This window comes from Marinobacter daqiaonensis (genome assembly GCF_900115285.1).
Taxonomy (GTDB): Bacteria; Pseudomonadota; Gammaproteobacteria; order Pseudomonadales; family Oleiphilaceae; genus Marinobacter; species Marinobacter daqiaonensis.
This window is the reverse complement of sequence record NZ_FOYW01000001.1, coordinates 2,137,556-2,163,546: the sequence shown is the minus strand read 5'-3', so window position 1 is coordinate 2,163,546 and position 25,991 is coordinate 2,137,556. Positions and strand designations below refer to the sequence as shown.

The 25,991-nt window shown below is 62.5% G+C and carries 21 protein-coding genes; 8 read left to right on the top strand and 13 right to left on the bottom strand.

The window, feature by feature from the left end; all coding sequences use genetic code 11:
• Positions 1-3 precede the first annotated feature (3 nt).
• The 7 genes from BM346_RS09815 to pilG all read right to left on the bottom strand — a co-directional run bounded on the left by BM346_RS09815 (position 4) and on the right by pilG (position 13,141).
• Positions 4-1,056 (bottom strand): chemotaxis protein CheB, encoded by a 1,053-nt coding sequence (locus tag BM346_RS09815; protein ID WP_092011532.1) that lies wholly within the window; start codon positions 1,054-1,056, stop codon positions 4-6.
• A complete protein-coding gene (locus BM346_RS09810; protein WP_092011529.1) occupies positions 1,056-8,690 on the bottom strand; it encodes a hybrid sensor histidine kinase/response regulator in 7,635 nt (2,544 codons plus the stop codon). Before BM346_RS09810 ends, BM346_RS09815 begins: the two co-directional genes overlap by 1 nt.
• Positions 8,691-8,701: 11 nt before the next feature.
• A complete protein-coding gene (locus BM346_RS09805) occupies positions 8,702-9,601 on the bottom strand; it encodes a CheR family methyltransferase (protein ID WP_092011525.1) in 900 nt (299 codons plus the stop codon).
• Between the two features lie 28 nt (positions 9,602-9,629).
• On the bottom strand, positions 9,630-11,705 hold the full coding sequence (locus BM346_RS09800) for a methyl-accepting chemotaxis protein (protein ID WP_167812605.1): 2,076 nt from the start codon (positions 11,703-11,705) through the stop codon (positions 9,630-9,632).
• 82 nt (positions 11,706-11,787) lie between these two features.
• On the bottom strand, positions 11,788-12,333 hold the full coding sequence (locus BM346_RS09795) for a chemotaxis protein CheW (protein WP_092011522.1): 546 nt from the start codon (positions 12,331-12,333) through the stop codon (positions 11,788-11,790).
• A gap of 20 nt (positions 12,334-12,353) precedes the next feature.
• Positions 12,354-12,716 carry a twitching motility response regulator PilH gene (pilH, locus tag BM346_RS09790; RefSeq protein ID WP_092011519.1) on the bottom strand — a complete coding sequence of 121 codons (363 nt, stop codon included), beginning with the start codon at positions 12,714-12,716 and terminating at the stop codon, positions 12,354-12,356.
• Between the two features lie 32 nt (positions 12,717-12,748).
• On the bottom strand, positions 12,749-13,141 hold the full coding sequence (gene pilG / locus BM346_RS09785; protein ID WP_092011517.1) for a twitching motility response regulator PilG: 393 nt from the start codon (positions 13,139-13,141) through the stop codon (positions 12,749-12,751).
• 312 nt (positions 13,142-13,453) lie between these two features.
• Between pilG and gshB the strand changes: the two genes are divergently transcribed.
• Genes gshB through BM346_RS09750 form a run of 7 tightly spaced genes read left to right on the top strand, consistent with a single transcriptional unit; the run spans position 13,454 to position 19,186 of the window.
• Entirely contained in the window at positions 13,454-14,401 is a 948-nt protein-coding gene (gene gshB / locus BM346_RS09780; protein WP_092011514.1) for a glutathione synthase, read from the top strand.
• Between the two features lie 52 nt (positions 14,402-14,453).
• Positions 14,454-15,317 (top strand): energy transducer TonB, encoded by an 864-nt coding sequence (locus BM346_RS09775; protein ID WP_092011511.1) that lies wholly within the window; start codon positions 14,454-14,456, stop codon positions 15,315-15,317.
• A complete protein-coding gene (locus tag BM346_RS09770) occupies positions 15,314-15,880 on the top strand; it encodes a YqgE/AlgH family protein (RefSeq protein WP_092011508.1) in 567 nt (188 codons plus the stop codon). Before BM346_RS09775 ends, BM346_RS09770 begins: the two co-directional genes overlap by 4 nt.
• Positions 15,873-16,331, top strand: coding sequence for a Holliday junction resolvase RuvX (ruvX, locus tag BM346_RS09765; RefSeq protein ID WP_174805141.1), 459 nt, complete (start codon positions 15,873-15,875; stop codon positions 16,329-16,331). The genes BM346_RS09770 and ruvX overlap by 8 nt, the downstream gene beginning before the upstream one ends.
• A 40-nt stretch (positions 16,332-16,371) precedes the next feature.
• Complete coding sequence (gene pyrR / locus BM346_RS09760; protein WP_092011504.1) at positions 16,372-16,881, top strand: bifunctional pyr operon transcriptional regulator/uracil phosphoribosyltransferase PyrR; 510 nt, start codon at positions 16,372-16,374, stop codon at positions 16,879-16,881.
• A complete protein-coding gene (locus BM346_RS09755; protein WP_406812880.1) occupies positions 16,878-17,921 on the top strand; it encodes an aspartate carbamoyltransferase catalytic subunit in 1,044 nt (347 codons plus the stop codon). The genes pyrR and BM346_RS09755 overlap by 4 nt, the downstream gene beginning before the upstream one ends.
• A complete protein-coding gene (locus tag BM346_RS09750; protein WP_092011501.1) occupies positions 17,918-19,186 on the top strand; it encodes a dihydroorotase in 1,269 nt (422 codons plus the stop codon). The genes BM346_RS09755 and BM346_RS09750 overlap by 4 nt, the downstream gene beginning before the upstream one ends.
• A gap of 118 nt (positions 19,187-19,304) precedes the next feature.
• Here the strand turns inward: BM346_RS09750 and BM346_RS09745 are convergent, their stop codons facing one another.
• The 5 genes from BM346_RS09745 to mutM all read right to left on the bottom strand — a co-directional run bounded on the left by BM346_RS09745 (position 19,305) and on the right by mutM (position 24,004).
• Positions 19,305-20,837 carry a phosphoenolpyruvate carboxykinase gene (locus BM346_RS09745; RefSeq protein ID WP_092011499.1) on the bottom strand — a complete coding sequence of 511 codons (1,533 nt, stop codon included), beginning with the start codon at positions 20,835-20,837 and terminating at the stop codon, positions 19,305-19,307.
• A 182-nt stretch (positions 20,838-21,019) separates the two neighbouring features.
• Positions 21,020-21,877: an Hsp33 family molecular chaperone HslO gene (gene hslO / locus BM346_RS09740; RefSeq protein ID WP_092011496.1), complete on the bottom strand. Its 858-nt coding sequence runs from the start codon at positions 21,875-21,877 to the stop codon at positions 21,020-21,022.
• Positions 21,878-21,937: 60 nt separating this feature from the next.
• Positions 21,938-22,363, bottom strand: coding sequence for a ribosome-associated heat shock protein Hsp15 (gene hslR, locus BM346_RS09735; protein WP_092011493.1), 426 nt, complete (start codon positions 22,361-22,363; stop codon positions 21,938-21,940).
• Positions 22,364-22,411: 48 nt separating this feature from the next.
• Positions 22,412-23,107 (bottom strand): GMP/IMP nucleotidase, encoded by a 696-nt coding sequence (yrfG, locus tag BM346_RS09730; RefSeq protein WP_092011490.1) that lies wholly within the window; start codon positions 23,105-23,107, stop codon positions 22,412-22,414.
• An 84-nt stretch (positions 23,108-23,191) separates the two neighbouring features.
• A complete protein-coding gene (gene mutM / locus BM346_RS09725) occupies positions 23,192-24,004 on the bottom strand; it encodes a bifunctional DNA-formamidopyrimidine glycosylase/DNA-(apurinic or apyrimidinic site) lyase (RefSeq protein ID WP_092011487.1) in 813 nt (270 codons plus the stop codon).
• Positions 24,005-24,171: 167 nt separating this feature from the next.
• Between mutM and BM346_RS09720 the strand changes: the two genes are divergently transcribed.
• Positions 24,172-25,347, top strand: coding sequence for a DesA family fatty acid desaturase (locus tag BM346_RS09720; protein WP_092011484.1), 1,176 nt, complete (start codon positions 24,172-24,174; stop codon positions 25,345-25,347).
• Here BM346_RS09720 and rsmD read toward each other — a convergent pair.
• On the bottom strand, positions 25,326-25,955 hold the full coding sequence (gene rsmD / locus BM346_RS09715; protein WP_092013562.1) for a 16S rRNA (guanine(966)-N(2))-methyltransferase RsmD: 630 nt from the start codon (positions 25,953-25,955) through the stop codon (positions 25,326-25,328). The two genes, BM346_RS09720 and rsmD, sit on opposite strands and share 22 nt — an antisense overlap.
• Positions 25,956-25,991 lie beyond the last annotated feature (36 nt).

Here is a 25,991-nt window from a genome sequence, read left to right as displayed (position 1 = left end):
TCCTCAGGTTACATCCTGCGACGAGGTCTGTTTCAGCAGTGCCCCATCCGCAACAGTGCGGACGAGCGCTTTCGCCAGGGCCTCCGGGGAGCCGGAAAAACCGGCGCAGCCGGTCGCCGACACGGCCTCTGGCATGGCGCTGTTGGCGCAGGTTTCGCTCGCCTGCACCCAGATATTGCTGCCGAAGGCCCGCAGCATGGGGGCCGCCACGGCTCCGTCGTTGCCCATGCCGGAAAACAGTATGGCATGGCAGCGGGGCCCGAAGTGATCACCAAAATTCAGTAATACCTGATCAATGGACGGGCCGTAGGGCCCGGGCCAGGCATTGGTCTTTTCCGTCAGTGTGCCCTCACGGGTGAGTGTCCATTCCCGCTCAACGGGTATCAGGGTCACCTGACCGCACGCTATCCCCATCCCTTCCTCGGCCCGTTGCAACCGGTAGTGGGCATGGCGCCCGAGCACCTTTGCCAGTACATCGGTGAAGTTACCGTCGATGTGCTGGGCATAGACAAACCCTACCGGCAAACCCGGAGGGAGATTGTCCAGAAAGGCCTTCACCGCGGCCGGTCCTCCCAGTGACGCCCCCAGAATCCAGACTTCCTCGGCGAGCTGGCCCGGTGACGCGGGCCTGATCCAGGGTGGCAACTGAGTTGCGGCAGGTTGCGGCGGCGGTGTCTGGGCCAGCGCCTCCAGTGCCTGGACCGACTCGGTCTGCTCCAGGGGGCCAAGCTGCTCCTCCAGCTTCCTGAGCAGGCGGCGCTCCCAGCGGATGAAATCCCGGGTGCCGGGCTTGGGCGCCGGATCAATGCCAAACAGGATGGGCGCCTCGGTGTGATCCAGCAAATGGTCAAAGAGGGTCGGGTGGTCCGCCTCGTCCTCCAGAGTCACCAGCCAGAGGCTGGCGTCCGGCAACAGGTCATAGCCGAGAATGCGTTCCGGGGCGCCGGAGAACCCCGGCCGCAGGCCGAAGCGCCCCGTCGCTTCCTGAAGGCGGTGGCGCTGCAGAACGTCGTCAGAGACTATACCGACCGCAGGCCGACCGCCCTCCCCCTCCATCAGCTCTCTCCATCGCCAATTTTCTCACCGGTCAGGCGTTCGATGGTCTCCAGCAGCTCGGATTCCTGGAACGGCTTGCCCAGGTATTCATTGACGCCGAGACTCAGCGCCCGATCCCGGTGTTTTGCACCGGTCCGGGAAGTGATCATGCAGATGGGTACCTCCCGCAGGCTGTCATCATGCCGTACGAAGCTCGCCACTTCGAAACCGTCCATCCGGGGCATTTCGATATCCAGCAGGATGATGTCCGGCCTGTGGTCCTGCAGCTGGGCCACCGCGTCGAGACCGTCTTTGGCGGTTACCACTTCCATTCCGTTCCGTTCCAGCAGGCGCGAGGTAACCTTACGCACCGTGACCGAGTCGTCCACCACCATGACCAGCGTGGGCCGGTCTTCCCGGTACTGCTGCTGCTGGGCTGCATGATCAGCCAGACGCTGACGCTCGGACAGGATGTCGGAGCGGATCATGGCGGGCAGATCCAGGATCACCACCACGTTGCCGTCACCCAGGATGGTGGCACCGGAAACCCCCCGCACGGAGCTGAACTGAGGCCCCAGGGATTTTACAACGATCTCGCGGCTGCCCAGCAGACTGTCCACCTGCAGCGCCATGGGCTGCTCGGAGCCCCGCACCAGGATCACCGGCAGCGGCAGGGCCTGGCCCTGAAGCTTGGGACGATGTTCGCTGTGAAGCAGGCCCCCCAGGTACTGCAGGCGGTATTCCTGACCGGCATACTCATACATGGGCGCTTCCGGCTGGTAATACTCCTCCAGCTCCCAGGTGCTGACCCGCACGATACCTTCGATGGTATTGAGCGGTATGGCATAGAAGTCTTCACCGGTGGACACCATCAGTGCCCGGTTCACGGATACCGTGAACGGCAGCCGAACCGTGAAGGTGGTGCCCTCACCGAGCCGGGAGTCAATGTCCAGGCTGCCGCCCAGCTGCTTGATCTCGCTGGCAACCACATCCATGCCCACGCCGCGACCGGAAATCTGGGTGACTTCCTTGGCGGTGGAGAAGCCTGGCTGCAGAATGAACTGGAGAATTTCCCGCTGGCTCAGATTTTCGTTCTCTGACAGCAAGCCACGCTCGATGGCTTTGCGACGGATGATGTCACTGGGAATACCCGCACCGTCATCCATCATCCGCAGAACCACTTCGCCACCTTCGCGGGTCAGGGTCAGGTTGACCTGGCCGGTTTCCGGCTTGCCGGCCCGGGCCCGCTCCGAGGGGCTCTCGATACCGTGGTCCAGGGCGTTGCGGAGCATGTGTTCCAGCGGCGCCACCATCCGTTCGAGAATGTTACGGTCCAGTTCGCCCTCGGCGTTACGGACATCGAATTCCACCTTTTTGCCCAGTTCGCCACTGATCTGGCGCACGATCCGCCGCAGCCTCGGCACCATTGAGGCGAAGGGGATCATCCGGGTCTTCATCAGACCTTCCTGCAGCTCGGTATTGATCCGGGACTGCTGGACCAGCAGGGTATCGGTATCCCGGACCCGGTCAGCCATGGTCTCCCGAAGGTCGGCAAGGTCGGAAGAGGATTCGCTCAGGGCTCTCGACAACTGCTGGATGGACGAGTAACGGTCCATTTCCAGGGGGTCGAAGTCTTCGCCATAGTCCGGGCCATGCTCCTGCTCGGCCCGGAACAGAATCTGGGCTTCGGTCTCGATATCCATCCGCCGCAGCTGTTCCCGCAGCCGGTCAATGGTTGCGGCCATTTCATCCAGGGTGTGGCTGAAGTCACTGTTCTGCTGCTCCAGCCGGCTCCGGGTAATACTGGTCTCGCCGGCCAGGTTGACCAGGTCATCCAGCAACGGAGCGGATACCCGGATGGTTTCCTGGGCCGCCCTGGCGGACTCGCGGCGTCGCTTTTCGATGGCCTTGCGGGTCGCCTGCGGCGCTTTCGCCGGTGCCGGCACGACGGTGCCGGTTTCCGGTGCGCTCCGGGCCTCGGGCTCTGCCTTCGGTGCCGGGGCTTCCCGGGCCGGGCTGTCGCTGCTCCGGGCCAGATAAGCCTCGAAATCGCTCCGGACCCTGCTCACCGATGCAATCAGGCCATCGTGATACTGTGTGATCTTCTGCCAGGCAGCCTGGTCCGGCACTTTGTCCCCCAGGTCCGTCAACAGGGCTTCAAAGTCGTGGGCCAGGTCGCCCAGTTCGGGTTGCCGGGACAGGCGGGCGCCGCCCTTGAGAGTATGGAGTGCCCGCTGGATCTCCTGGTTGAAATGGTGACTGTCCGGCTCCTGGCGCCAGTCGGCCAACAGCTGTTCGAGCTGGTCGAGAATCTCCTGGGCTTCTTCCAGGAAGATCTCCAGGACTTCGACGTCCGGCTCTTCATCGGTGTTGGCTTCCGGCGCTGGCGTCAGTGCCTCCCCGGGCTCGTCCAGGTGGCTCGCGGCCTCACGGAGAAGGCGTAGCAGGCCGTCGTCCGCGGCGGGGCGATCACCTTCCTCAAGGGCTGTCAGCATGGCCCTGAGGCCGGCATTGGCACGCTCGCTCAGGGAAAGTACCAGTGGCTGGTTGCCCGAACCTTCCAGGAGGGGGCCGAGGGCATCGGACCAGGCTGCCGCGAGATCCGCGACCGCATCGATATCCGCCAGCCGGGCTCCGCCCTTGAGGGTATGAAGCTCCTCCTGCAGCTGGGTAATGCCGGTGAGCTGTTCCGGCTCCTCCCGCCACTGCACCAGGCTCTCCTCGATAGACTCACAGATGTCGAGACCTTCCTCGAGGAACATGCCGGTGATTTCATCGGCGCTGAGCTCCGGAGCTTCGTCTGCTTCAGTCGTGACGCTTTCGTCCACCGCCGGCGCCGGCATCGGCTCAGGTGAGGGCCCGGCAGGCGAGCGGCCGTCGAGGATGGCCTGCACCCGCGCCACCAGGTCCCTGGCGGGCGCGCAGGGCCGGGAGGTGGCCACTTCATCCACCATGTTGGCCAGACGGTCGTGACACGCGAACAGCAGGTCCAGCATCTGCTGGCTGGCGCTCAGACGGCCCTCCACAACACGTTCGAACAGATCTTCCAGCACATGAGTCAGATCGGCGATGGGTTCGACCCCCGTCATCCGGGCGCTGCCCTTGAGGGTATGGACGTCCCGCTGAAGCTCCGCGGCAACGGTCTGATCGGTGGTGTTTTCGCTCCAGGCGTGCAGGGCGCTGCCTGTGGAGTTGATCAGGTCGTAGGCTTCCTCAAGGAAGATCGACACCAGCTCCGGATCCAGATGGGAAAGATCATAGGTCGCAGCCTCCTGATCCAGATCCTCCAGATCGGGCAGGCCCAGCTCGTAGGGTGTCTCGGATTGCTCCGGATCTTCCGCAACTTCCTCCGGGGCTACCGGCTCGTCCTGATCGTCCGCAAAGTCATCGGGGACTTCTGGCTCGGCATCGAATTCCGCAACCCCTTCTGGACGCTCAGACTCGTCCCGGTCTTCGATAATCTGGTCTTCGGCAAACCCGTCGGTGTCGGGCAGCTCTTCTCCGGTGCCCGGCATGTCAGTTACAGGTCGGCTGCCACTGGCGGTATCCATGTAACGCCGGATATCGGCTTCCAGATCCGGCGCCGGACGCGGCGGCTCGCCATTGGCAAGGGCTTCCACCATTCCGGCCAGGCGGTCGTGGCAACGGAACAGCAGGTCCGACAGTTCGGGTGTCATCCCCAGGCGGTGTTCACTGAGGCCTTCAAAGAGGGTTTCCAGGTCATGGGCCAGGTTGCCGATGGCCTGGACATCCGCCAGACGGGCTCCGCCCTTGAGGGTATGCAGGTCGCGCTGCATCAGCCGTAACAGTTCGGTGTTGTCGGGCCGCTCCTGCCAGGACTCCAGGGCATCGGCGGTACTGGCTATCAGGTCCTGGGCTTCTTCCAGGAAGATTTCCGCCAACTCTTCGTCCACCTCATCGGTGATCTCGTCGGTTTCCTCGCTGACGTCCACGTCCGGCAGCGCCAGGGTGTCGTAATCCACGTCTTCATCGGTGCCGGCACTGTCCGCGTCAACAGTCGACAGGGAGTCGGCCAGCACCTGCAGTTCGGTCTGGAGGGTGGCGTCGGGCTGGGTTGCCAGCCCGGCGGCCACCTGGTCCATCAGATTGATGAGGTGATCATGGGCGGAGCGAACCGTTTCCAGGAACCAGTCGTCCGGCCCTTCCGGGTGAGACAGGGCATTGCGGTAAACGGTTGACAGTCCATCGGTCAGTTCTGAAACGTCGGTCAGGCCGGCATTGCGGGCGCCCTTGCTCAACTGCTCCAGCTCGTGGCTCAGCCGCTGGATGCCCTCGATTTCGCCGGGTTCCTCGGTCCATTCATTGACGATGCGATCAGCATCCAGCAGAACGTCAAGGCCATCGCTGAGGAACAGTGTCACCAGCTGGCTGTCGATGCTGCCGGTGCTCTCGCGACCGTCTTCCCGGTCGCGGCGACCCAGGGTCTGGGCGGAGACCATCGCCAGCCGCTCCAGGTAGGCTTCGGTGCCGCGCAGGGGCTGCTGGGGCGAGGTATGAAGCTGGTCCAGGCCCGACTTCAGGAATTCGCAGGCCTGGTGAATCAGCTGAAGCACATCGCTGTCGGCACGCCGGTTTTCCGCGCGGGCCTGTTTCACGAACTGTTCCAGCGGAGTGATGATTTCTGCGATCGGTTGGATGCCGGCGGTATTGGCGCTGCCTTTGAGAGTATGGAGAGCCCGGGAGACGTGGTCGGTGTAGGGCACGCTGCTGCGGCCCTCGGACTCTTCCAGGAATGCCTCCAGGGTGGCCAGGTGGGTGCGGGCCTCGCTCTCGAAAATATCCACCAGGACCGGATCGACAAGGTCGTCGTTGTCGCCGTCGGCCGGCTCCGGTGTTTCCTCCACAACCGCTTCCGGCTCCTGGTCGGCGGCAGGCATCTCGCGGGCGTCGGAGATGTCGCCATTGGCCAGGGCGTTGGCACGCATCTCCAGGGCCTGGGTGTCGACCGACGCCGTGCGCCGGTGCTCGAAATCGGCAACCAGGGCGGGGAGCTGGTCGGTAACCTCCCGCAGTAACGAGGCAATGTCGTCGTTCATGAGCACGGTGCCGTCGATAACCCGGTTCAGCATGTTCTCCACTGACCAGGCAAGCTCTCCCACCGTGGTGGCACCAACCATACGGCCACTGCCCTTGAGGGTGTGGAAGGCCCGTCGGACTTCCGCCATGGCGCTGCGATCATCGTACTGTCGCAGCAGCATGGGCAGGTATTCGTTGATGGTTTCCAGCACTTCACCGGCTTCTTCCACGAAGATCTCGATGATCTCGTCATCAATCAGATCGTCATAATCGTCAGCGGGCTCGGGCGTGCTTTCGGGCGGAATGGCCTGGGCCGGGGCCTCCTCGGCTGCCTCTCCGGGCTCCCGGAGGTCGTCGTTTTCCGAAGTTTCCGCCCACGCTTCATGATCGTCGGCGGCCTCATCCGGAACCGCCTCCTGGCCGGTCTTGCGGGTGGTGGCCATGGCCTCCGCGCGCTGAATGAGATCCGACACGTCGCCGTCGGCACTGCCGGTGCGGAATTCGTCAATCAACCCTGGCAGCCGGTCGTTAACCTCGTCCACCAGCGCGAACAGTTCGTCGGTGGGTTTCAGGGACTGGTCAAGGACCCGGTTCAGCAGGTTCTCGATGGACCAGGCCAGCTCGCCAATACTGACGGCGCCCACCAGCCGGCCACTACCCTTGAGAGTGTGGTAGGCTCGGCGAACTTCGGTAAGGGCTTCCCGGTCGTCATGGTTCTGACGCAGCTGGGGATACCATTCATGGATGGTTTCCAGGACCTCGCCGGCTTCCTCGACGAAAATCTCGAGAATCTCATCATCCACAAGATCCATGTCGGAATTTTTTGCGGCCTGCTCCGGGGCTTCCAGGGGCGCCTGGCTGGACCTGCCTTCCGGAATTTCGGCGCTGGTCTCGGCCTCTACCCAGGTCGGCTCTTCACCGGGAGGGAAGCCGAGGGAGCGCAGGCTTTCCTCGGCGACCCGCAGTACCGACTCATTGTCGGAAATGCCGTCGGTCAGCCGCTCCAGGTAGTACTCGATACTGGTGACGCTATCGGCCAGGGTGTCCAGTTGCTTCCAGTCCGGGATCCGCCTGCGCTCCAGCAATACCTGCTGGATGTAATCGCGGGCTGCGGACAGGATCTGGGCGGGGCGTTCCAGGGGGATGACCTTGAGGCCTCCCTCGATGCTCGCCAGCATCGAGGGCACGTGTTCGATTTCCCGCGGGTCCCACTGGGAGGCTATAAAATTGACGACCGCGCTCTTGACCTGCTCCAGGGCGTTGCGGGACTCCCGCAGAAGGGCGGTATGGGCGTCTCCCAGCTCCTGGCGACCGGGTCCGCCGACATCGGTGTCGTCCTCGTCCGCCAGCGCCTTGCGCTGGAGACCTGGGCCGCGGTCACGATCGAGACCGGAAAGGGTCGCCTCGACGTAGAGCAGGGCACCGGCGATATCCAACAGGATGCCATCGTCCGCCGTTTCGGACTGCCGGATCAGTTTCTCGACCAGATCGATCTGTTCGCCGATGATCCGTCGGGGGTTGCCCAGACCGATCACCGCCAGGGTATTGGCCACCTGGCGCAGGCCTGGAATGAGCTCCTCCAGATCCTGATTCTGACGGTGCTGGTCGCGGACGAAGAGATCCAGCTGATCCTTGAGTCTTGCGACTTCCTCGTTCAGGGCAACCACAACGGAATGGATAGCCTCCCGTCCGGGTCCGTCGCCGTGGTCGGCCTCACCGGCGGCGGGCAGAGCCTCGGTCAGGCGATAGCGTTGCCGCAGGTCGACAAGGTAGGGCGATGACCCATCATGGGCCTGGGCCACATAATAGAGCAGGTTGCGGAACAGGGTTTCCGGCACCGGCTGATGAAGAATACCTTTGGGTTCCCGTGTCAGCCGGTCTATCTCATGATCCAGTTCCTGGAGCAGAGTCCGGGTAGCCGGAGCCAGTTCGTGGAGGTCGTGCTGGAGGGTTTCGATGAAACCGCCGGCCGCACGCCAGAGCTCTTCCCTGGGCGTGCCGGTGCAGAGCTTGACCAGCCGCTGAATGACCTTCTGCAGGTTCTGGTAATGGACCTGGTTATCCTGGTCGGGATCCGTCGCCATTACCGACCGATGGAACATCTTGCCCAGTTTGCCGACGTTCGCCAGGATTTTCGGATCCTGTAGCAGACGGGCAACTTTCGGTGAGGGCTCGAATCTGGCCTGGGTCATGTCCGGCCGGAACAGGGAGAGGTCCGACAGCAGGCCTTCACCGCGGGCGGCACGCAGATCATTAAGCAGCGGGAGCAGGGCAAGGGGCAGATCGTCGGCACTGGAGCGCAGGCCCTCCAGGTAGCGGGGCAGACGCAGAATCGCCTCCATCAGCACGCCCACCGCCTGGTCGGGACTGTCCACCCGGTTGCCGAGAATAGCCTGGGTGAGTTTCTCCATCTCCTCGGTGAGCAGGGCGGCGCCCTGCAACTCCACCATCTGCAGCGTGCCATGGACCTGATGCAGGTAATTCAGACAGAAGCGCAGGCGAGCGGTATCGTCGCGATTGTCGACGTACGCTTCCAGTGCCTGCTGGCCCTGTTTAAGGGTCTGTTCGATCTCGCCACGAACCCAGTCCAGGGCGATATTGTCATGGTTGTTGCCCATAACCACTCCGGTTATTCGTCGTCCGACTGGCGGCGAATCCACGCCAGTACATGTTCCGAGGGAACCCGCTGCAGTCCCGGTGGTTGCCAGCCGGTGATTTCGCCCTGGCCCAGCACCAGCAGGCCACCAGGAGCGAGATACCCCGCCAGCCGCTTCAGGATCTCCCGCCGTCGCCAGCGGCGGAAATAGATCAGCAGGTTCTGGCAGAAGATGATGTTCATCCCCTGCATCGGGGCGCGCTTCAGGTCCAGCACATTGAGCCGGGTGAAACAGACGCGCTCACGAATTCCCTCCGTAATTTCTGCACTGTTGCGGGCTCCTGCCCGGAAATACCGCTGACGGAGGCTGTCATCCATGCCGTTCAGGCGTCGCGGGTTGAACAAACCCCGTTCAGCCTTCTCCAGAGCCGGCTTGCTGATGTCAGAACCGGTTACCCCATACAGCGGTGGCAGCTCCAGCTGCTCCATGCATTCATTCAGCAGGATGGCGAGGGTGTAGGCCTCTTCGCCAGTGGAGCAGCCCACACTCCAGGCCTCAAGAGGCCTCTGGCGGAGTTGCTCCCGTGGCCGGGTCATGACGTAGTCATGCACCAGCCGGAAGGCATCAGGATCCCGGAAGAACCGGGTCTCCTGCACCGTGAGGCGATCAACAAGGGTTGCCCACTCCACCACCGCTTCCGGCCCGGCAACGATCTTCTCGTAATAGGCCTGAAAGCTGCCGCATCCGATTTCCCGCATCCGGATGCCGATGTTGGTTTCCAGAAAAGACTTGCGCTCAGGGGCGAGGGCCATGCCAGTCCGATGCTCCAACAGGGTTTTCCATTGGTGGAACTGCGCCTCGTCCATGTCTGGAAGCGGGCGCAGCGCCCAGGTGTCGGAGCCAGCTGACAGGTTGCGGGGTGTTTCAGACATAAACCCTCATCGCCCCTGGCAGCGGTGGTCAGCTGACCACCGGAACGTTGCGGTCTTCCTCGCTGTAGGTGTCGACGGTATCTTCCTCCGGCAGCGTGAAGCCAGCAACCGAAGACCGCAGCTCGGAAGCCATCTCTGCCAGGTTTCCGATGGACCGCGCGGTGGCGTTGGTACCGGAGGATGTCTGGGAGGTGATTTCCTGGATAACGTTCATGGTGTTGGAAATGTGAGCTGCCGAGGACGCCTGCTGACGGGCGGCGTTGGAGATGTTCTGGATGAGTTCGGCCAGGCTCATGGATACGTTCTCGATTTCCTCCAGGGCAACACCGGCGTCCTGCGCCAGACGTGCACCACGGACCACCTCGGCGGTGGTGTGTTCCATGGAGATAACCGCTTCGTTGGTATCCGACTGGATGGTCTTTACCAGGGCTTCAATCTGCTTGGTCGCTGCAGAGGAACGTTCCGCCAGGCGCTGAACCTCGTCCGCAACCACCGCGAAGCCCCGGCCCGCATCACCGGCCATGGAGGCCTGGATAGCCGCGTTCAGGGACAGGATGTTGGTCTGGTCGGCAATGTCGTTGATCAGCGATACGATGTCACCGATTTCCTGGGAGGATTCACCCAGGCGCTTGATCCGCTTCGAGGTTTCCTGGATCTGCTCACGGATGTTGTCCATGCCGCGAATGGTGTTCTGTACCACTTCCGCGCCTTTCTTGGCGATGGCAACCGAGCGCTCCGCAACCGCGGTGGATTCCGCTGCGTTGGAGGATACCTGGTCGATGGACACGGCCATCTCGTTCACCGCCGCAGAGGCTCCGGCGATTTCCTGGGCCTGGTGCTCGGAGGCGTCTGCCAGCTGCATGGCGGTGGACTGGGATTCCTGGGCCGCGGAAGCAACCCGTACCGCCGTGCCCCGGATGGCCTGTACCAGGCCACGCATCTGGTCGATCGCGTAGTTGATGGAGTCGGCGATGGCACCGGTGAAGTCCTCGGTTACCGTGGCCTCGGTGGTCAGGTCACCGTCTGCCAGGTCCGCCAGTTCGTCCAGCAGTCGCAGGATCGCATTCTGGTTCTGCTCGTTCTGGGCCTGGGTCTGGGCCAGGCGCTCCTGGGCGGCGCGGTAGAGTACCAGACCGATGGCAACCACGGTCGCGACCATCAGGGCGAGAATCAGGTAGGCCAGCAGCGGGCTGATCAGGCGGGCATCGGCGCGGCCGGCAAAGGCGTCGGCCAGGTCGGAAATCTCGCTCAGCAGCAGCTGGGAGTTCTGGAAAATGTCGTTGGCCGCGTTCCGGACCTGATAGAGGTCAGGGGAGGCTTCCAGGATGGCGTCAATGTTCTGGGCAACGAACTGGTACAGTTCCTGGACGGCTTCCAGGCCGTAGCGGGCCTCGTCGATATCGATACGGGAGATGCCCATGGCGGGGCTGCCTTCCAGCTGGCCCTGCAGAACGCGGCCGAACTGGGTGGCGTCCCGGCCGAACCGGTCGGCGGCCACCACAGCGTCCTCGTCGCCGGACAGTACGCTGTTGACGGCCCGGGCGATACGTTCAGCCAGCAGGGACTGGCGCTGGGCCAGGGCAACCTGTTCCGCCGGTGCGTTGTTGTCCAGCAGTACCTGGACAATGTCGTTGTACTCAACCTGAAGCCGGGGAATGGTCTCGTTCAGCGTATTCGCCACTTCATGAAGACCCAGAACCTCTTCCCGGGTATTCACGATGCTGTCGGCACTCTCCCGAAGAACGTTCCAGCGGGCCTGGACATTGCTCTCGGCTGCCAGCTCACTCGGCGGCAGGCCGGTGGCCGGGTTACCGTTGAGAATATAGTCCCAGAGCCGGGCGAAGTCGTTACGGCTGCGCTGAAGCCGGTCGAAGGCCTCGGGGGTACCAGAGGCCGCTTCCGTGGCGTTACTGGTGATCTCCTGGGACAAGACCCGCAGCTCACTGGCGTGAGCAATGTATTCCTGATCGTTCTGGCTGTTCCGGTTGATAATGAACAGAACCGCAACGAGCAGCACGGTGAGTACGATCAGCGCTGCGATCAGAGTGGCAACAAGCTTGTTGGCGCCCTGTCCCATGCTGAATCTTCCGGCTTTGTTTTTCATCTTTGGCTCCCGGCCTCTTCTTTTTTTGGCAAATAGGTTTCAGAGGGTAAGTCGGCCAGCGATGCCGGCACGGCCGTAAACATTACCACTGTGACACATCCAGAAAGCGCTCATCATCGATCAGCGCAAAAGTTGAGAACACGTTCCAGATTTCTTCATCCCGGACGTAACCGCCCTGTACGAAAGGCTGGACCGCCTCATGAACATTGCCTGGATGCACCACAAAACTGTCTTCTGCGAAGTACTGCATGCCGGCGACATCATCCACCACCAGGCCGGTGAAGATGTCATCCTGCTCAACGACCAATATCCGCCGGTCCCGGTTACTGCGGGAGCCCCGGGGGAGGCCGAGAAACTGGGTGAGGTCGATCAGGGGCAGCAGCCGGCCACGGACGTTGGCGACACCAAGCATGAATGGCCGGACACCCGGCACATGGGTAAAGCGGGGAACGTGGAGAATTTCCACCACCTCGCCCATGGGTGCGACGAAGCGTTGGCCCGCCAGCATGAACCCGATGCCGTTCCAGAGGGTTACGGCTTCCTGCTGCTCCGGAAGGCCGGCAGCGAGGGACCGGCTTCGCCGGGCAATATCCGTCAGTACGGCAAAGGGGGCGGCCTGGGCAGACATGCTTACTCCACGGGGCGGATTCAGGACACGAGACTGTCGATGGTGTTGATCAGGTCGTTTTCATTGACCGGCTTGACCAGGTAGCCCTTGGCCCCCTGGCGGGTGCCCCAGACCCGGTCAGTTTCCTGGTCCTTGGTGGTCACGATGACGACCGGGATGGACGCGGTTTCCGGCGCGCGGGTAAGCTGGCGGGTGGCCTGGAAGCCATTCAGTCCCGGCATGACCACATCCATCAGCACCAGGTCCGGGTTCTCCGCGCGGGCCATGGCAACGCCATCGGCGCCGTTGTCGGCGGTCAGAACCTCGTGCTTGTGCTTCTCCAGGATGGTGGAGATCTTCTTAATTTCGGTGGGGGAGTCGTCAACAATCAGAATACGGGCCATGTTATCCTCAATGGTTCTCTTATAGGGCGGAGTTACTGTTCCGCCTGGGGAACGTACTGGCGAATGGTATTAAGTAGCTCGTCCTTGCTGAACGGTTTTGTCAGGTACTGGTCAGACCCGACAATGCGCCCCTTGGCCTTGTCAAACAGGCCGTCCTTGCTCGAGAGCATTATGACGGGTGTTTTCCGGAACGCGGAATTATTTTTGATCAGAGCGCAGGTCTGGTAACCATCAAGGCGCGGCATCATGATATCCACGAAGATGATGTCAGGGCGGGAATCGGCAATTTTGGCGAGCGCATCGAAACCGTCGGTCGCGGTGATTACCTCGCAGCCCACTTTCTTGAGTAGCGTCTCTGCGGTGCGACGAATGGTCTTGCTGTCGTCAATCACCATGATTTTCAGATTTTCGAAGTTGTCATCCATTGTGCAACTGCCCTGCGCTCTGCGAGTGTCGTTGTTCAGAGAATGGCTTTTTAACACACTATTTGAGGGTGTTCTATCAAGCCTCTCTATTTATAGGATATTCGTGACCTGCAACAAAGTTTAAGTTTGTGTCGTATTGTACCGCTCACAGTTTCAGTCGCCCATGGCGACGTTTTTATGGCGTCGGGCGGGGAATGCGGGTGCATTCCGGCGCCGTGTGCAATACCATTCCATGACTCAGCATAGCACCCTTCAATCAGTAAGCTCTGTAGACGGGTTCCTGTTTTTTATCAAGTGGCCGGGGGAGGCGCAATGACAGTCAGAATCGGTGTTGTCATGGATCCGATCGAAGCGATCCACTATAAAAAGGATACCTCTCTGGCCATGCTGTGGGCCGCCCGGCAGCGGGGCTGGCAGGTCGAGTACATGGAGCTTCCGGATCTCTACATGGTGGGGGGGCAGGCCCGCGCCCGGGTGCGACAGCTGGAGGTCAGGATGGACCCCCACGACTGGTTTACCCTGGGTCGTGAAGACGACGTCGCCCTGGGTGATCTGGATGCGATTCTGATGCGCAAGGATCCACCGGTGGACCGGGAATTCCTGATGGCCACCCATATTCTGGAGGCGGCGGAGCGCCAGGGCGCGTTGGTGGTCAATCCCACCGCGGCTCTGCGGGACTGCAACGAGAAGCTGTTCGCCACCCAGTTTGAGGACTGCACTCCCCCCCTTATCGTGACCCGTTCCGCCGACCGCCTGCGGCAATTCTACCGGGAGCATGGCGATGTGATCATGAAGCCGGTGGATGGTATGGGCGGCAAGTCGGTGTTCCGGGTCCGGGAAAACGACTTCAACCTGGGCGTGATCATCGAGACGCTCACCAACGACGGCGAGCACCAGTGCATGGCCCAGAAATACATCCCCGAGATCGCCGAGGGCGACAAGCGGATTCTGATCATCGAAGGCGAGCCTGTGCCCTTCGCGCTGGCCCGGATTCCCTCCGTGGGCGAGAATCGTGGCAACCTGGCGGCGGGAGGCCGGGGCGAGGGCCGCGAGCTTACAGCGCGGGACCGGGAGATCTGCGAACGGGTCGCTCCGGTGCTGCGGGAGAAGAACCTGATCTTCGTGGGCATCGATGTGATCGGCGACTATCTGACCGAAATCAATGTGACCAGCCCCACCTGTGTGCGGGAACTTGATGCGGCTTTCGGGATCGATATTGCGGGCCAGCTCATGGATGCGATCGAGCGTCGCCTGGGATAATGGCCCGCTGATTGAGATCCTCTGAATAAGGAACCCCCGGGAAGTGGCTGGAATGGCGGCACAGGTCACGGCGAACGATCGCCTGATGTTTACTTTGTTCATGGCGCTCGCGCTTCACGCGCTGATCCTGCTGGGCGTGAGCTTTGCGCCGGAGGAGCCGGCGACCAGCGCGTCCACCATGGAGATCACTCTGTCCCGCTTCAGTGACGAGCAGGCACCCGAGGAGGCCGATTTTCTGGCGGCCACCACCCAGCAGGGCAGCGGTGAGCTCGAGGAAAAGCGCGAGCAGACCACCACGGAAATAGCGGAAGTGAATGCCCGGCAGGTGGAGCAGGTGCAGCCCGAACCCCCCACTGTCACCGAACGCCAGCCCAGGGCCGAGCGGGAAGTGGTGCAGACCTCCGGCCAGTCGCGGCCCCAGGCGAGCCGCGAGGAAGCCCGTGAAGAGCCCGAGCAGGACCTGCCGGTGGCCGAGGAGAAAAGCCTGATGGAACGCAGCCTGGAAATCGCCAGCCTTGAGGCGCGCCTCGATGCCCAGCGCCAGGCCTACGCCCGGCGACCGAGGGTGACCCGGGTCACGGCGGTTTCCACGTTGCAGTCCTCCAATGCCTGGTACGTCCAGAACTGGATTACCAAGGTGACCCGCGTCGGCAACATGAACTACCCCCAGGAAGCCCGCAGTCGCGGTATCTACGGTGACCTTCGTCTGCTGGTATCCTTGCGCAAGGACGGTACCATCAAGGAATTGAGCATTCTGGAATCCTCGGGACACTCGGTGCTGGACGACGCCGCCATTCGCATCATTCGCATGGCGGCCCCTTTCGCGCCCTTCCCGGAAGAAATGCGGGAGCAGACAGATGAGCTTGAAATCATACGGACCTGGTCGTTCCAGCCCAGGGGGCTGTCGTCGGGATGAGTGACGGCCCGCGCAAGACCCAGTCCCTGAAAGATCACTTTCTGGTGGCGTCGCCCTGGCTGGGTGATCCCAATTTCCAGGGCGGTCTCGTATATATCTGCGAGCACAGCGAGGACGGCACTTTTGGTCTGATGATCAACCATCCCCTGGATGTTTCCCTGGGCGAGATCCTGGAGCAGCTGGACATGGATGGCGGTCATCTGGAACTGCCGGTGTATGCCGGCGGGCCGGTGGAGCAGGAGCGGGGGTTTGTGCTGCATCCGACGGATGAGCGCTGGCAGAGCTCCACGCCCATAAACAGCGAGCTTCAGGTCACAACTTCCCGGGATATCCTCCAGGCCATTGGCAACGACATCGGCCCGGAGCATTTCCTGGTGGCCCTGGGCTACTCCGGCTGGGGCGCCGGCCAGCTGGAGGAAGAGCTGGCCGGAAACGCCTGGCTTACCTGCCCGGCCAGCAACGCGATACTGTTCAGCACCCCCTGGCGGGAGCGATACCGTGCGGTACTGGCCAGCATGGGTATTGATCCCGGGCAGCTGGGCTCTTCGGTGGGTCATGCCTGAGAAGGCCATCGCTGCCCCTGGTCGGCGGACCGTGCTGGCGTTCGACTTCGGTCTCCGCCGTATTGGCGTGGCCGTTGGCCAGGAACTGCTGGGATCGGCCCGGCCAGTCACCATGATTCCGGCCCGGGACGGCATTCCCGACTGGGACCGGATTGGTGCCGTGCTGACGGAATGGTGTCCGGATCTGGTTGTGGTGGGCCTCCCCCTGAACATGGATGGCACCGAAAGCGACATCTGCGCCCGGGCCCGCAAGTTTGGCAAGCGCATTCACGGCCGTTTCCACGTGCCTGTGGAGATGATGGATGAGCGCCTTAGCAGCTTCGAGGCCAAGGAGGCGGTGCTGGCCAGCGGTGGTAGCAGCGACTTTGGTCGGCACGGCGTGGACGATCTCGCCGCGGTGCTGATCCTGGAGAGCTGGTTCAATCATCAGCAAACCCATCCCGACAATTAATTCGTTCTGACAATCGATGTAGCAGAGGCCTCTCGTCACCATGACCGACATCCCCGAAGTTCCCGTTCTGCTCGACCGTCTTGAGCAGCGGCTGAAGGATTTTCTTGAGGAAAAGGGTATCGATCGCCCGTTGCTGGTGGGGATTCGCACCGGGGGCGTGTGGCTGGCGGAAGCGCTGCACGCAAGACTGGGTCTTATCGAGCCCTGGGGCGAGCTGGACATTTCTTTCTACCGGGATGATTTCAGCCGGATTGGCCTCAATCCGAGGGTGACCCCTTCGCACCTGCCGTTCGAGACGGAGGACCGGGACCTGGTGCTGGTGGACGACGTCATCATGAGCGGCCGGACCATTCGCGCCGCCATGAACGAGCTCTTCGACTACGGCCGGCCCAGCTCCATTTCCCTGGTGGCGCTCATCGACCTGGGTGAGCGGGAGCTGCCGATCCAGCCCGATGTGGCGGCGTGCCCCCTGAAGCTGCCGCCCCACCAGCGGGTCAAGCTGACCGGACCGCAACCCCTGGCTGTCGAGATCAGGGAGGTCAGGGCATGATACCGGCGACCGATCCTGTTGTGCTGAGCGCCCATGACCGGGCCTCCCGGAACCTCCAGCTGACCGGGGATGGCCAGCTCCGGCATTTCATTACCCTGGATGGCCTGGACCTGGTCATGCTCACCGACATCCTCGATACCGCTGACTCCTTTATCGAGGTGGGCGAGCGCACCATCAAGAAGGTCCCCCTGCTGCGGGGGCGAACCGTGGTGAACCTGTTCTTTGAGTCCAGTACCCGCACCCGCAGCACTTTCGAGCTGGCCGCCAAACGATTGTCGGCGGACGTGCTCAACCTTGATATCAGCACCTCGGCCACATCCAAGGGGGAGACCCTGTCGGACACCCTGCTGAACCTCGAGGCCATGGCCAGCGACATGTTCGTGGTGCGGCATTCCCAGAGTGGCGCGCCCCACTTCATTGCCGAGTCGGTGACCCCCGGCGTCGCCATCATCAACGCCGGCGACGGCCGCCACGCACACCCCACCCAGGCGATGCTCGACATGCTGACCATCCGCCAGAACAAGGGCTCGTTTGAAGGTCTGAGGGTGGCCATTGTAGGGGATATCCTCCACTCCCGGGTGGCGCGGTCCCAGATCCGTGCCCTGCAGACCCTGGGCGTCGCGGAGGTCCGCCTGATTGCGCCGGGCACTCTGTTGCCCGCGGATGCGGAGAGCCTGGGCTGCACCATCGAATACGACATGCGCCGTGGGATGGCGGATCTGGATGTGGTGATCATGCTGCGACTTCAGAAAGAACGGATGGAGGGTGCATTATTGCCCAGTGAGCGGGAGTTCTACCGGCTCTATGGCCTGGATACCGAGAAGCTCGCGCTGGCAAAGCCCGACTGCATAGTCATGCACCCCGGGCCCATCAACCGGGGTGTCGAGATCGAGTCCGCGGTGGCGGACGGCCCGCAATCAGTGATTCTCAACCAGGTCACCAACGGTATCGCCATCCGCATGGCAGTGATGTCCATGGCCATGAGCGGGCAGGTGGCGGACCGTGCCGCTCGGGTCCGGGCCCAGGAGGCTGACCAATGAGCAAGACCCTGAGAATTGACGGGGCAAGGCTGCCTGGCCAGGAGAGTCCCCTGAGCGTCCTGGTGAGTGACGGTCGTATCAAGGCAGTGGGAGCGGAGCTGACTGGCGCAGAGGCGGTGCAGGTAATCGACGCCGCCGGCCTGACCCTCATGCCGGGATTCGTGGACCTGTGCTGCAATCTGCGGGAGCCCGGCAACGGCCAGAAGGGCAATATCGCTTCCGAAACCCGGGCTGCGGCCCGGGGTGGCTACACGACGGTCTGCGCCTCCCCCGACACCTCGCCGGTGAACGATTCCGGTGCCGTCACCCATCTGGTCCGCGATGTGGCCCGGGCCAGGTCCGGTATCCGGGTGCTGCCCATCGGTGCTGCCACCCGGGGCCTCTCCGGAGAGTTGCTGAGCGACATGGTGGGCCTGAAAGCGGCGGGTTGCGTGGCTTTCAGCAATGGTTCCCGGGCCATGGCCAATGCCCGTATCCTGCGCCGTTGCATGGCCTACGCCCGGACCTTCGACCTGACCCTGATGTTGCAGCCGCTGAATCAGGCCCTGGCGGCGGACGGTTATGCCCACGACGGCAGGGTCGCCGCCCGTCTGGGTCTGCTGGGTGTGCCGGAAGTGGCGGAAACCGCAGCGGTGATGGAAATGTTGTTGCTGGCGGAAGAAACCGGTGTCCGGCTGCACCTGGGGCAGCTGTCCTGTGGTCGCAGCGTGGCGATGGTTGCTGAGGCCCGTGCCCGTGGCGTGACGGTTTCAGCGGACGTGGCCATGCATCAGTTGCTGTTTACCGAGGAGGCCCTGTCCGGGTTCGACAGTCGCTATCATGTGGTGCCCCCCCTTCGTTCCGAGGCCGACCGCAAGGCGCTGCTGGAGGGTGTGGAGTCGGGAGTTATCGATGCGATTGTAAGCCAGCACCAGCCCCACGACAGCGCCGCCAAGCAGGCGCCGCTCGGGGTCACCGAGCCCGGCCTGTCCACCGTAGAAAGTGTCTTTTCCATGGGCCTGACGCTTGTCCGGCGGGGCGAGCTCTCCTTCGCCGCGCTCACACGTGCGCTGACCACGGGGCCGGCCTCGATCATCGGGCAGCGCTCCGAGATCGCGGAAGGGGCGGAGGCCAGTCTGGGCCTGTGGGACCTGAATGGCGAGTGGCGGGCGCGCCCTGACACAATCCGGTCCGTCGGGCAGCATGTGCCGGTGCCGAACGAACCGTTGCCCGGTGTGCTCCGCTGGACCATACACGGGGGTGAAGTGGTGTGCCGGCCGGATTGAGCGGGAGGAGTCTGCGGGATTATTGCCAGCAACCTTTGACCGACAGAAAACATTGAGCTGAAAAAAAGGGGTGTCCGCAACGGACACCCCTTTTTTTGATGCGGTTACGTCGGCTGGCTCAGAGCTTGGGGCCTGCCGCGACGATGGCGTCGGAAACCTCGAATTTCTTGAAGTTCTCCACGAACTGGCTGATCAGCTCCTTCGCCTTGGCATCATACTCTTCCTTGCTGGCCCAGGTGTTGCGCGGGTTCAGCAGGTTGCTGTCGACGCCGGGGACAGCCTTGGGCACATCCAGGTTCAGAGTCGGCAGATGCTCGGTCTCGGCATTGTCCAGGTCGCCGTTCTGGATGGCGCTGATGATGCCGCGGGTGGTGGGAATGCTGAAACGCTCGCCCACGCCGTAGGGGCCACCGGTCCAGCCGGTGTTCACCAGGAAGACCTTGCTGCCGAAGGCATCCATCCGCTTCATCAGCAGTTCCGCGTAAACGCCTGCCGGCCGCGGGAAGAAGGGTGCTCCGAAACAGGTCGAGAAGGTGGACTTCAGCTTGGCGGAAGAGCCCATCTCGGTGGAGCCCACCAGCGCGGTGTAGCCGCTCAGGAAGTGATAGGCGGCCGCTTCCTTGCTGAGGATCGACACTGGCGGCAGCACGCCGGTCATGTCGCAGGTCAGGAACACGATATGGGAAGGCTCGCCGGCACGGTTTTCTTCAACCCGCTTTTCCACGTGCTCCAGGGGGTAGGCGCAGCGGGAGTTCTCGGTGAGGGACACATCGGTGTAATCCGGCTCGCGGTTCTCCGGGTCGATGGTCACGTTTTCCACGATGGCACCGAAGCGGATGGCGTCCCAGATGATCGGCTCGTTCTTCTTGCTCAGGTCGATGCACTTGGCGTAGCAGCCGCCCTCGATATTGAAGACCGTTCCGGGACCCCAGCCGTGCTCATCGTCACCGATCAGGTAACGGTTGGGATCGGCGGAGAGGGTGGTCTTGCCGGTACCGGAGAGGCCGAAGAACAGGCAGGTATCACCGTCATCGCCGACGTTGGCGGAACAGTGCATCGGCAGAACGTCCTTCTCGGGCAGCAGGAAGTTCTGAACGGAGAACATGGCCTTCTTCATCTCACCGGCGTAATGCATGCCGGCCAGCAGCACCTTGCGGGCCGCGAAATTGATGATCACGCAGCCGTCACTGTTGGTGCCGTCCCGCTCCGGGACACACTCGAAATTGGCGGCGTTGAGAATCTGCCATTCGTCCTTGTCTGCCGGGTTATAGCGGTCCGGGCGGATAAAGAGATTGCGGCCGAAGAGGTTCTGCCAGGCGGTCTCGGTGCGCATCTGGACCGGCAGGTAATGCTCGGGATCCGAGCCCACATGAACGTGGGACAGGAAGTGCTCCCGGGCGGCCAGGTAGCTCGCCACGCGGTCCCACAGGGCGTCAAACCGGTCCGGATCGAAGGGACGGTTGATCGGGCCCCAGTGGACGGTATTTTCTGTGCCGGGCTCCTGAACAATGAACCGGTCCATCGGTGAACGGCCAGTACGCTTGCCGGTCTTGACGACCAGGGCGCCATTTACGGCCAGTTGACCTTCGTGTCTTTTCAGTGCCAGCTCGACCAATCGTGCTGAGCTCAGATCAGTATAGGTTGTGCTCACTTCGACCTCGCCCTCGGGGTGTCTTTTGACTGCTCGATTCTCCGTCCCGGGACAGCACTGGGGGTGGTGGATTTATGAGCAATCGGATCAATTCAGGCGCGCTATTATGCCAGAGAAGTCCGGGAAAAACGACCGCCCTGGAAGCCTTGCCATTACTGGGCTGGCGCCTGGTGCACCGATGTTCAGTGCAGGGTGTGTCCGGCAAAGAGTTGATCAATATCAATCCGCTGAAAACGGTACTGGGCGTGACAGAACTGGCAGTCCATTTCGATGCTGCCCTGCTCCTCCAGAATGCTGTAACACTCGTCCCTGCCGATGGCCTGCAGGGCCGCCAGGGTGCGCTCGCGGCTGCAGCTGCAGCGGAAGGCCACCGGCTCGCGGTCGTAAAGGCGAACCTCTTCCTCATGGAAAAGGCGGTGCAGCACCGTTTCACTGTCCAGGGTCAGCAGTTCTTCCTGGCTTATGGTGGCGGCCAGATGCTCCACCCGCTCCCACAGCTGATCGTCCTCCTCGGTGGCGCCGGGCAGGCGCTGGATCAGGAGGCCGGCGCACTGCTTGCCGTCCGCAAACACGAATAAGCGGGTGGAAAGCTGTTCCGAGCGCTCGAAATACTCCTCCAGGGCGCCGGAGAGGGTTTCCGCCTCCCGGGGCACGACGCCCTGGTACCGCTGGCCCTGTTCCGGAGTGATGGTAATGGCCATGCGGCCCTGGCCCAGTAGCTGGTTCAGGTTCTCACCGGTCGTGCTGTCAGCGTCATCAAAGCGGGCGATGCCCCGGATGTAACGGTCGTGGCTGCATTCAGCCATGAGGGTGGTCACCGGCCCCTCGCCATTGGCCTGCAGTGACAGGGTGCCATGGAACTTGAGGGTGCTGCTCATGAGGACGCTGGCCGCCAGGGACTCGCCGAGCAACTGGGCCACAGGCTCCGGGTAGCGGGTCTGGGACAGGATCTCACCATAGCTCTCTTTCAGGTGAACCCAGGCGCCTCGTACCTGACTGTGTTCAAAAAGGAATTTGCGAAACTGATCGTTGGATGACATCGGGGTTCCTGTATTCATCAGCGCTGGTCGGTGGTGGCAGTCAGCTGTCGGAAAGTGTGCTCAGAGGCCCTGCTCTTCCCGGAATTTTCGTATATCCCGCCGGTCCTTCTTGTTGGGCCGCCGGGCCGGCGGCAGCTGCGCTGCCTGCAGGGTCTTGCGCTGCCAGGCGAGATCCTCGCGCCGGCGGATGCTGTCTTCGGTCTCGTGATAGAGAGTCTGCGCCTCCGGAGCGCCGCGGCGCCGGTCGGTGATGTCGTCAATGATCACCACCTTTTCCTGGGAGCCCAGGCGTAGCTTCAGAAGTGCGCCGACCTCAACAATCTTGCCCGGCTTGCTGCGTTGCTCGTTGTAGTGGACCTTGCCCCCTTCGATGGCCTCCTTGGCCAGGGTCCGGGTCTTGAAAAAGCGGGCAGCCCACAGCCACTTGTCGAGGCGCACCTGAAGCTTGCCGGAGCCGGCCTGGGTCTCGGTTCTTTTCTGGCTCATGGTCCTCCGCTGGGAATCCGGGCGCTGCCGCCCCGGTTCTGCCGCAACTTATGGGGATAGTATAGCGGTCCTCGCGGCGTGATGGCAGAGCCCCGGCAGCACTTCACTGAAATGCTCCACGGCCGCCATTCCTGCTGGCCGCTCGCGGACCGGCTGCCGGCTGTCCGGCTGCAGAATCGCCAGGCACTGGCCAATGCCGGCACGGCGTGCGCTCATCAGTACAGGCAGGCTGTCATCCACCATGATGGCCTTCTCGCGATGATGAGGGTGCCGGTTCGACAGCTCGTCCCAGAAGGCCTGGTCTTCCTTGGCCGCTCCCAGGTCATGGCTTGACACAACACCGTCCACCAGTTGATCGAGTCCGGTTCGGTCGAGCTTCAGCCGCAGCGGATCCGGGTGGCAGTTGGTCAGGATCACCGGCTTCAGGCGGCTCTGCCGGAGCGCGGCCAGAAAGTCCTTTACGTGGGGTCGATAGGCAATACGGTCGCCCACCTCGGCTTTCAGGGCCGTGATGTCCAGCTTCAGACGCTCGCTCCAGTAGTCGGTGCAGTACCAGTTAAGGGTGCCCCGCTCGGCCATGATCATGGGAATGATGAGTTCCCTGGCCTGCTCGGCACTCAGCTGGTTGTGCTCGGCGTAACGCCGGGGCAGGTGCTCCAGCCAGAAATGGTTGTCAAAGTGCAGATCCAGCAGGGTACCGTCCATGTCCAGGAATACGGTGTCTGCCTGTGCCCAGTCGATCATGGCGTTTTCCGTCAGACGTGTTGATGATTCAGGTTGCCTCAACGGCGAGCGCTTTGGCAAGGACCACTGATGCCGCAAGCCTGCCTAACGCTGGCAGTGGCTGCAATAGACAGTTGTGCGCTGATTCATCCGTATCTCCTTCAGGGGACGCTGGCAGTTGAAGCAGGGCAGGCCGCCGCGGCCGTAGGCCTGCAGTGACTGGGCAAAATAGCCCGGCTTGCCGTCGCTGTTGACGAAGTCCCGCAGCGTGGTGCCTCCCATGAGGATGGCGCCGGACAGCGTTTCCTTCACCGCCTCGCACAGCTGGTGGTAGCGGCCGGCGCTGACGCGGCCGGCGGCGCGGTTGGGGTGGATGCCGGTTTTGAACAGGGCCTCGTTGGCGTAGATGTTGCCGACGCCCACCACAATACGGTTATCCATCAGGAACGACTTGACGGGCGTCTTGCGACCTTGGGCCTTGCGGTGCAGATAGGCTCCGCTGAATTCGCCGGACAGCGGTTCCGGTCCCAGATTGGCAAGCAGTATGTGCCGGTCCGGTTCCGTGGACCATAGCCAGCAGCCAAACCGTCGCGGGTCGTTGAAGCGCAGGAGGGTGCCGTCGTTAAACAGCAGCTCGATATGGTCGTGTTTCAGGGGGCTGCTGCCGTCGGTTATCACCCGCAGGCTTCCGGACATTCCCAGATGAACGAGCACGGTGCCGTGATCAAACCTCAGCAGCAGGTATTTGGCCCGCCGGTCCGCCTGGCGCAGGGTCTGGCCGGCCAGCAGTTCGGGCAGATCGTCGGGCACTGGCCAGCGCAGGCGGGAATCCCGGATCGTAAGCCGGGCGACCGCCTTGCCTTCGCAATGGGGCGCGATTCCCCGGCGGGTGGTTTCGACTTCCGGCAATTCAGGCACCGACAGCTCCTAAGTAAACGGTAATAAAAAGCACTATAAGACCCATTGTTTCGGCGTACATCTGTACGCTAAAGTGAGAGGCATGCCCCACCCTTCTGGAGGGTGGAGGCGCTTACTTCTGACAGTCCCCGATCTGGCAGTCCGACAAGAATTTGAGGAATACCCCCATGTGGTACAACGGTTTGCTGAACCTTTCCTGGGTCCAGCTCATACTGGTTACGCTGGCAATGACGCATGTCACCATTGTCAGTGTCACGCTCTATCTCCACCGGCACTCGGCCCACAACGCTCTGGATCTGCACCCCGTGCTGAAGCATTTTTTCCGCTTCTGGTTGTGGGTCTCAACCAGTATCAATACTCGCGAATGGACTGCCATCCATCGCAAACATCATGCCACCACGGAAACGGAGAACGATCCCCACAGTCCGGTGGTCAGGGGTATTCGCAAGGTCCTGTTCGAGGGCGCCGAGCTTTATGCCGAGGCCGTTACGCCGGAAACTCTCGAACGGTTTGGTCAGCGCACACCCGAGGACTGGGTTGAGCGTAACGTCTACAGTCGCCACCGTAATCTCGGGATTACCCTGATGTTCGCCGTCAACCTGGCGTTGTTCGGTGTCCATGGTATCTGGATCTGGGCGATACAGATGATGTGGATTCCGGTCTGGGCGGCGGGCGTGGTCAACGGTATCGGCCATTACATGGGCTATCGTAACTTCGAATGCCAGGACAATGCCCGCAACATCTCTCCACTGGGCATACTGATTGGCGGTGAGGAGCTCCACAACAATCACCACACCTACCCCAATTCCGCCAAGCTTTCCCGGCGCTGGTATGAGGTGGACATTGGCTGGGGCTACATCCGCCTGTTCCAGCTGTTTGGCCTGGCAACGCCCAAGGGTTACCGGCCCGTTGCCCACTGGGTCCCCGGCAAACAGGAGGTTGACGTGGAAACCGTGCAGGCGATTACGAACAACCGCTTCGACATCATGCGCCAGTACCGCAAGCGGGTAATGGAGCCGGTCCTGCGCCAGCAACAGGCACTGCTGGACGACGCCATCCGCCCGCGTTATCGGCGCCTGAGGAAACTATTGTCCCGGGAAACCTCTCTGATTCCGCCCCAGGACCAGGCTCATCTGGAGACCGTGCTGGAGACCAATCCGGCCCTGCGTCAGATCTACGACATGAGTCACGAGTTGCAGGCGCTGTGGCGCCGTCGCGGGGTCAAGCCCCAGGAGAAACTGCAGGCGCTGATGGAGTGGTGCCGGCGGGCGGAGGCCAGTGGCATCCGTTACCTGGAAGACTTCGCCGCCCATCTGCGAGCCTATTCACTGCGCCCCGCCTGATCATCAAGCTGATACAGGGCATAGGTCACCTGACCCGCGCTTTTTGCGCGGTGCAGGTGCCAGTGCGCCGGAACGTCCGGCGCGCTCCTGTCGCTCTCGTACTCGAGATAGACCCAGCCACTGGGGCGTAACCAGCCCCGTTCCGTTATCAGCGGGATGAGCTGCTCGAGCCAGCCCTGGCGGAAAGGTGGGTCCATGAACAGGATATCCACCGGGTCTGCCGCCGGTTGGTCCAGAAAGGCGATTACCTCCTGGCAGATCACCTCACCTCCCTGGGAATTCAGTTTCCTCAGATTCTCCCGCAATGCCCGGGCAAGGCCGGGAGTATGATCGACGAAGCGAACGTGTGATGCGCCCCGGGAAAGGGCTTCCAGGCCCAGAACGCCGCTGCCGCTGAACAGGTCGAGGCAGCGGCTGCCGGGCAGCTGGAAGTTGAGCCAGTTGAACAGGGTTTCCCGGGTACGGGCCGGCGTGGGCCGGACACCGCCCTCGTCGGGAAAACGAAGCACCCGGCTACGCCAGTCACCCCCGATGATTCTCAGCTCACCTTCGGTGCTGCGGGCCTGTTTGCTGGTCTGTCGCCCCGGACGGGGTTGGCGGCGGCTCATGGTTCTTGTATTCCGGAGTTGATGATCGGCGATCAT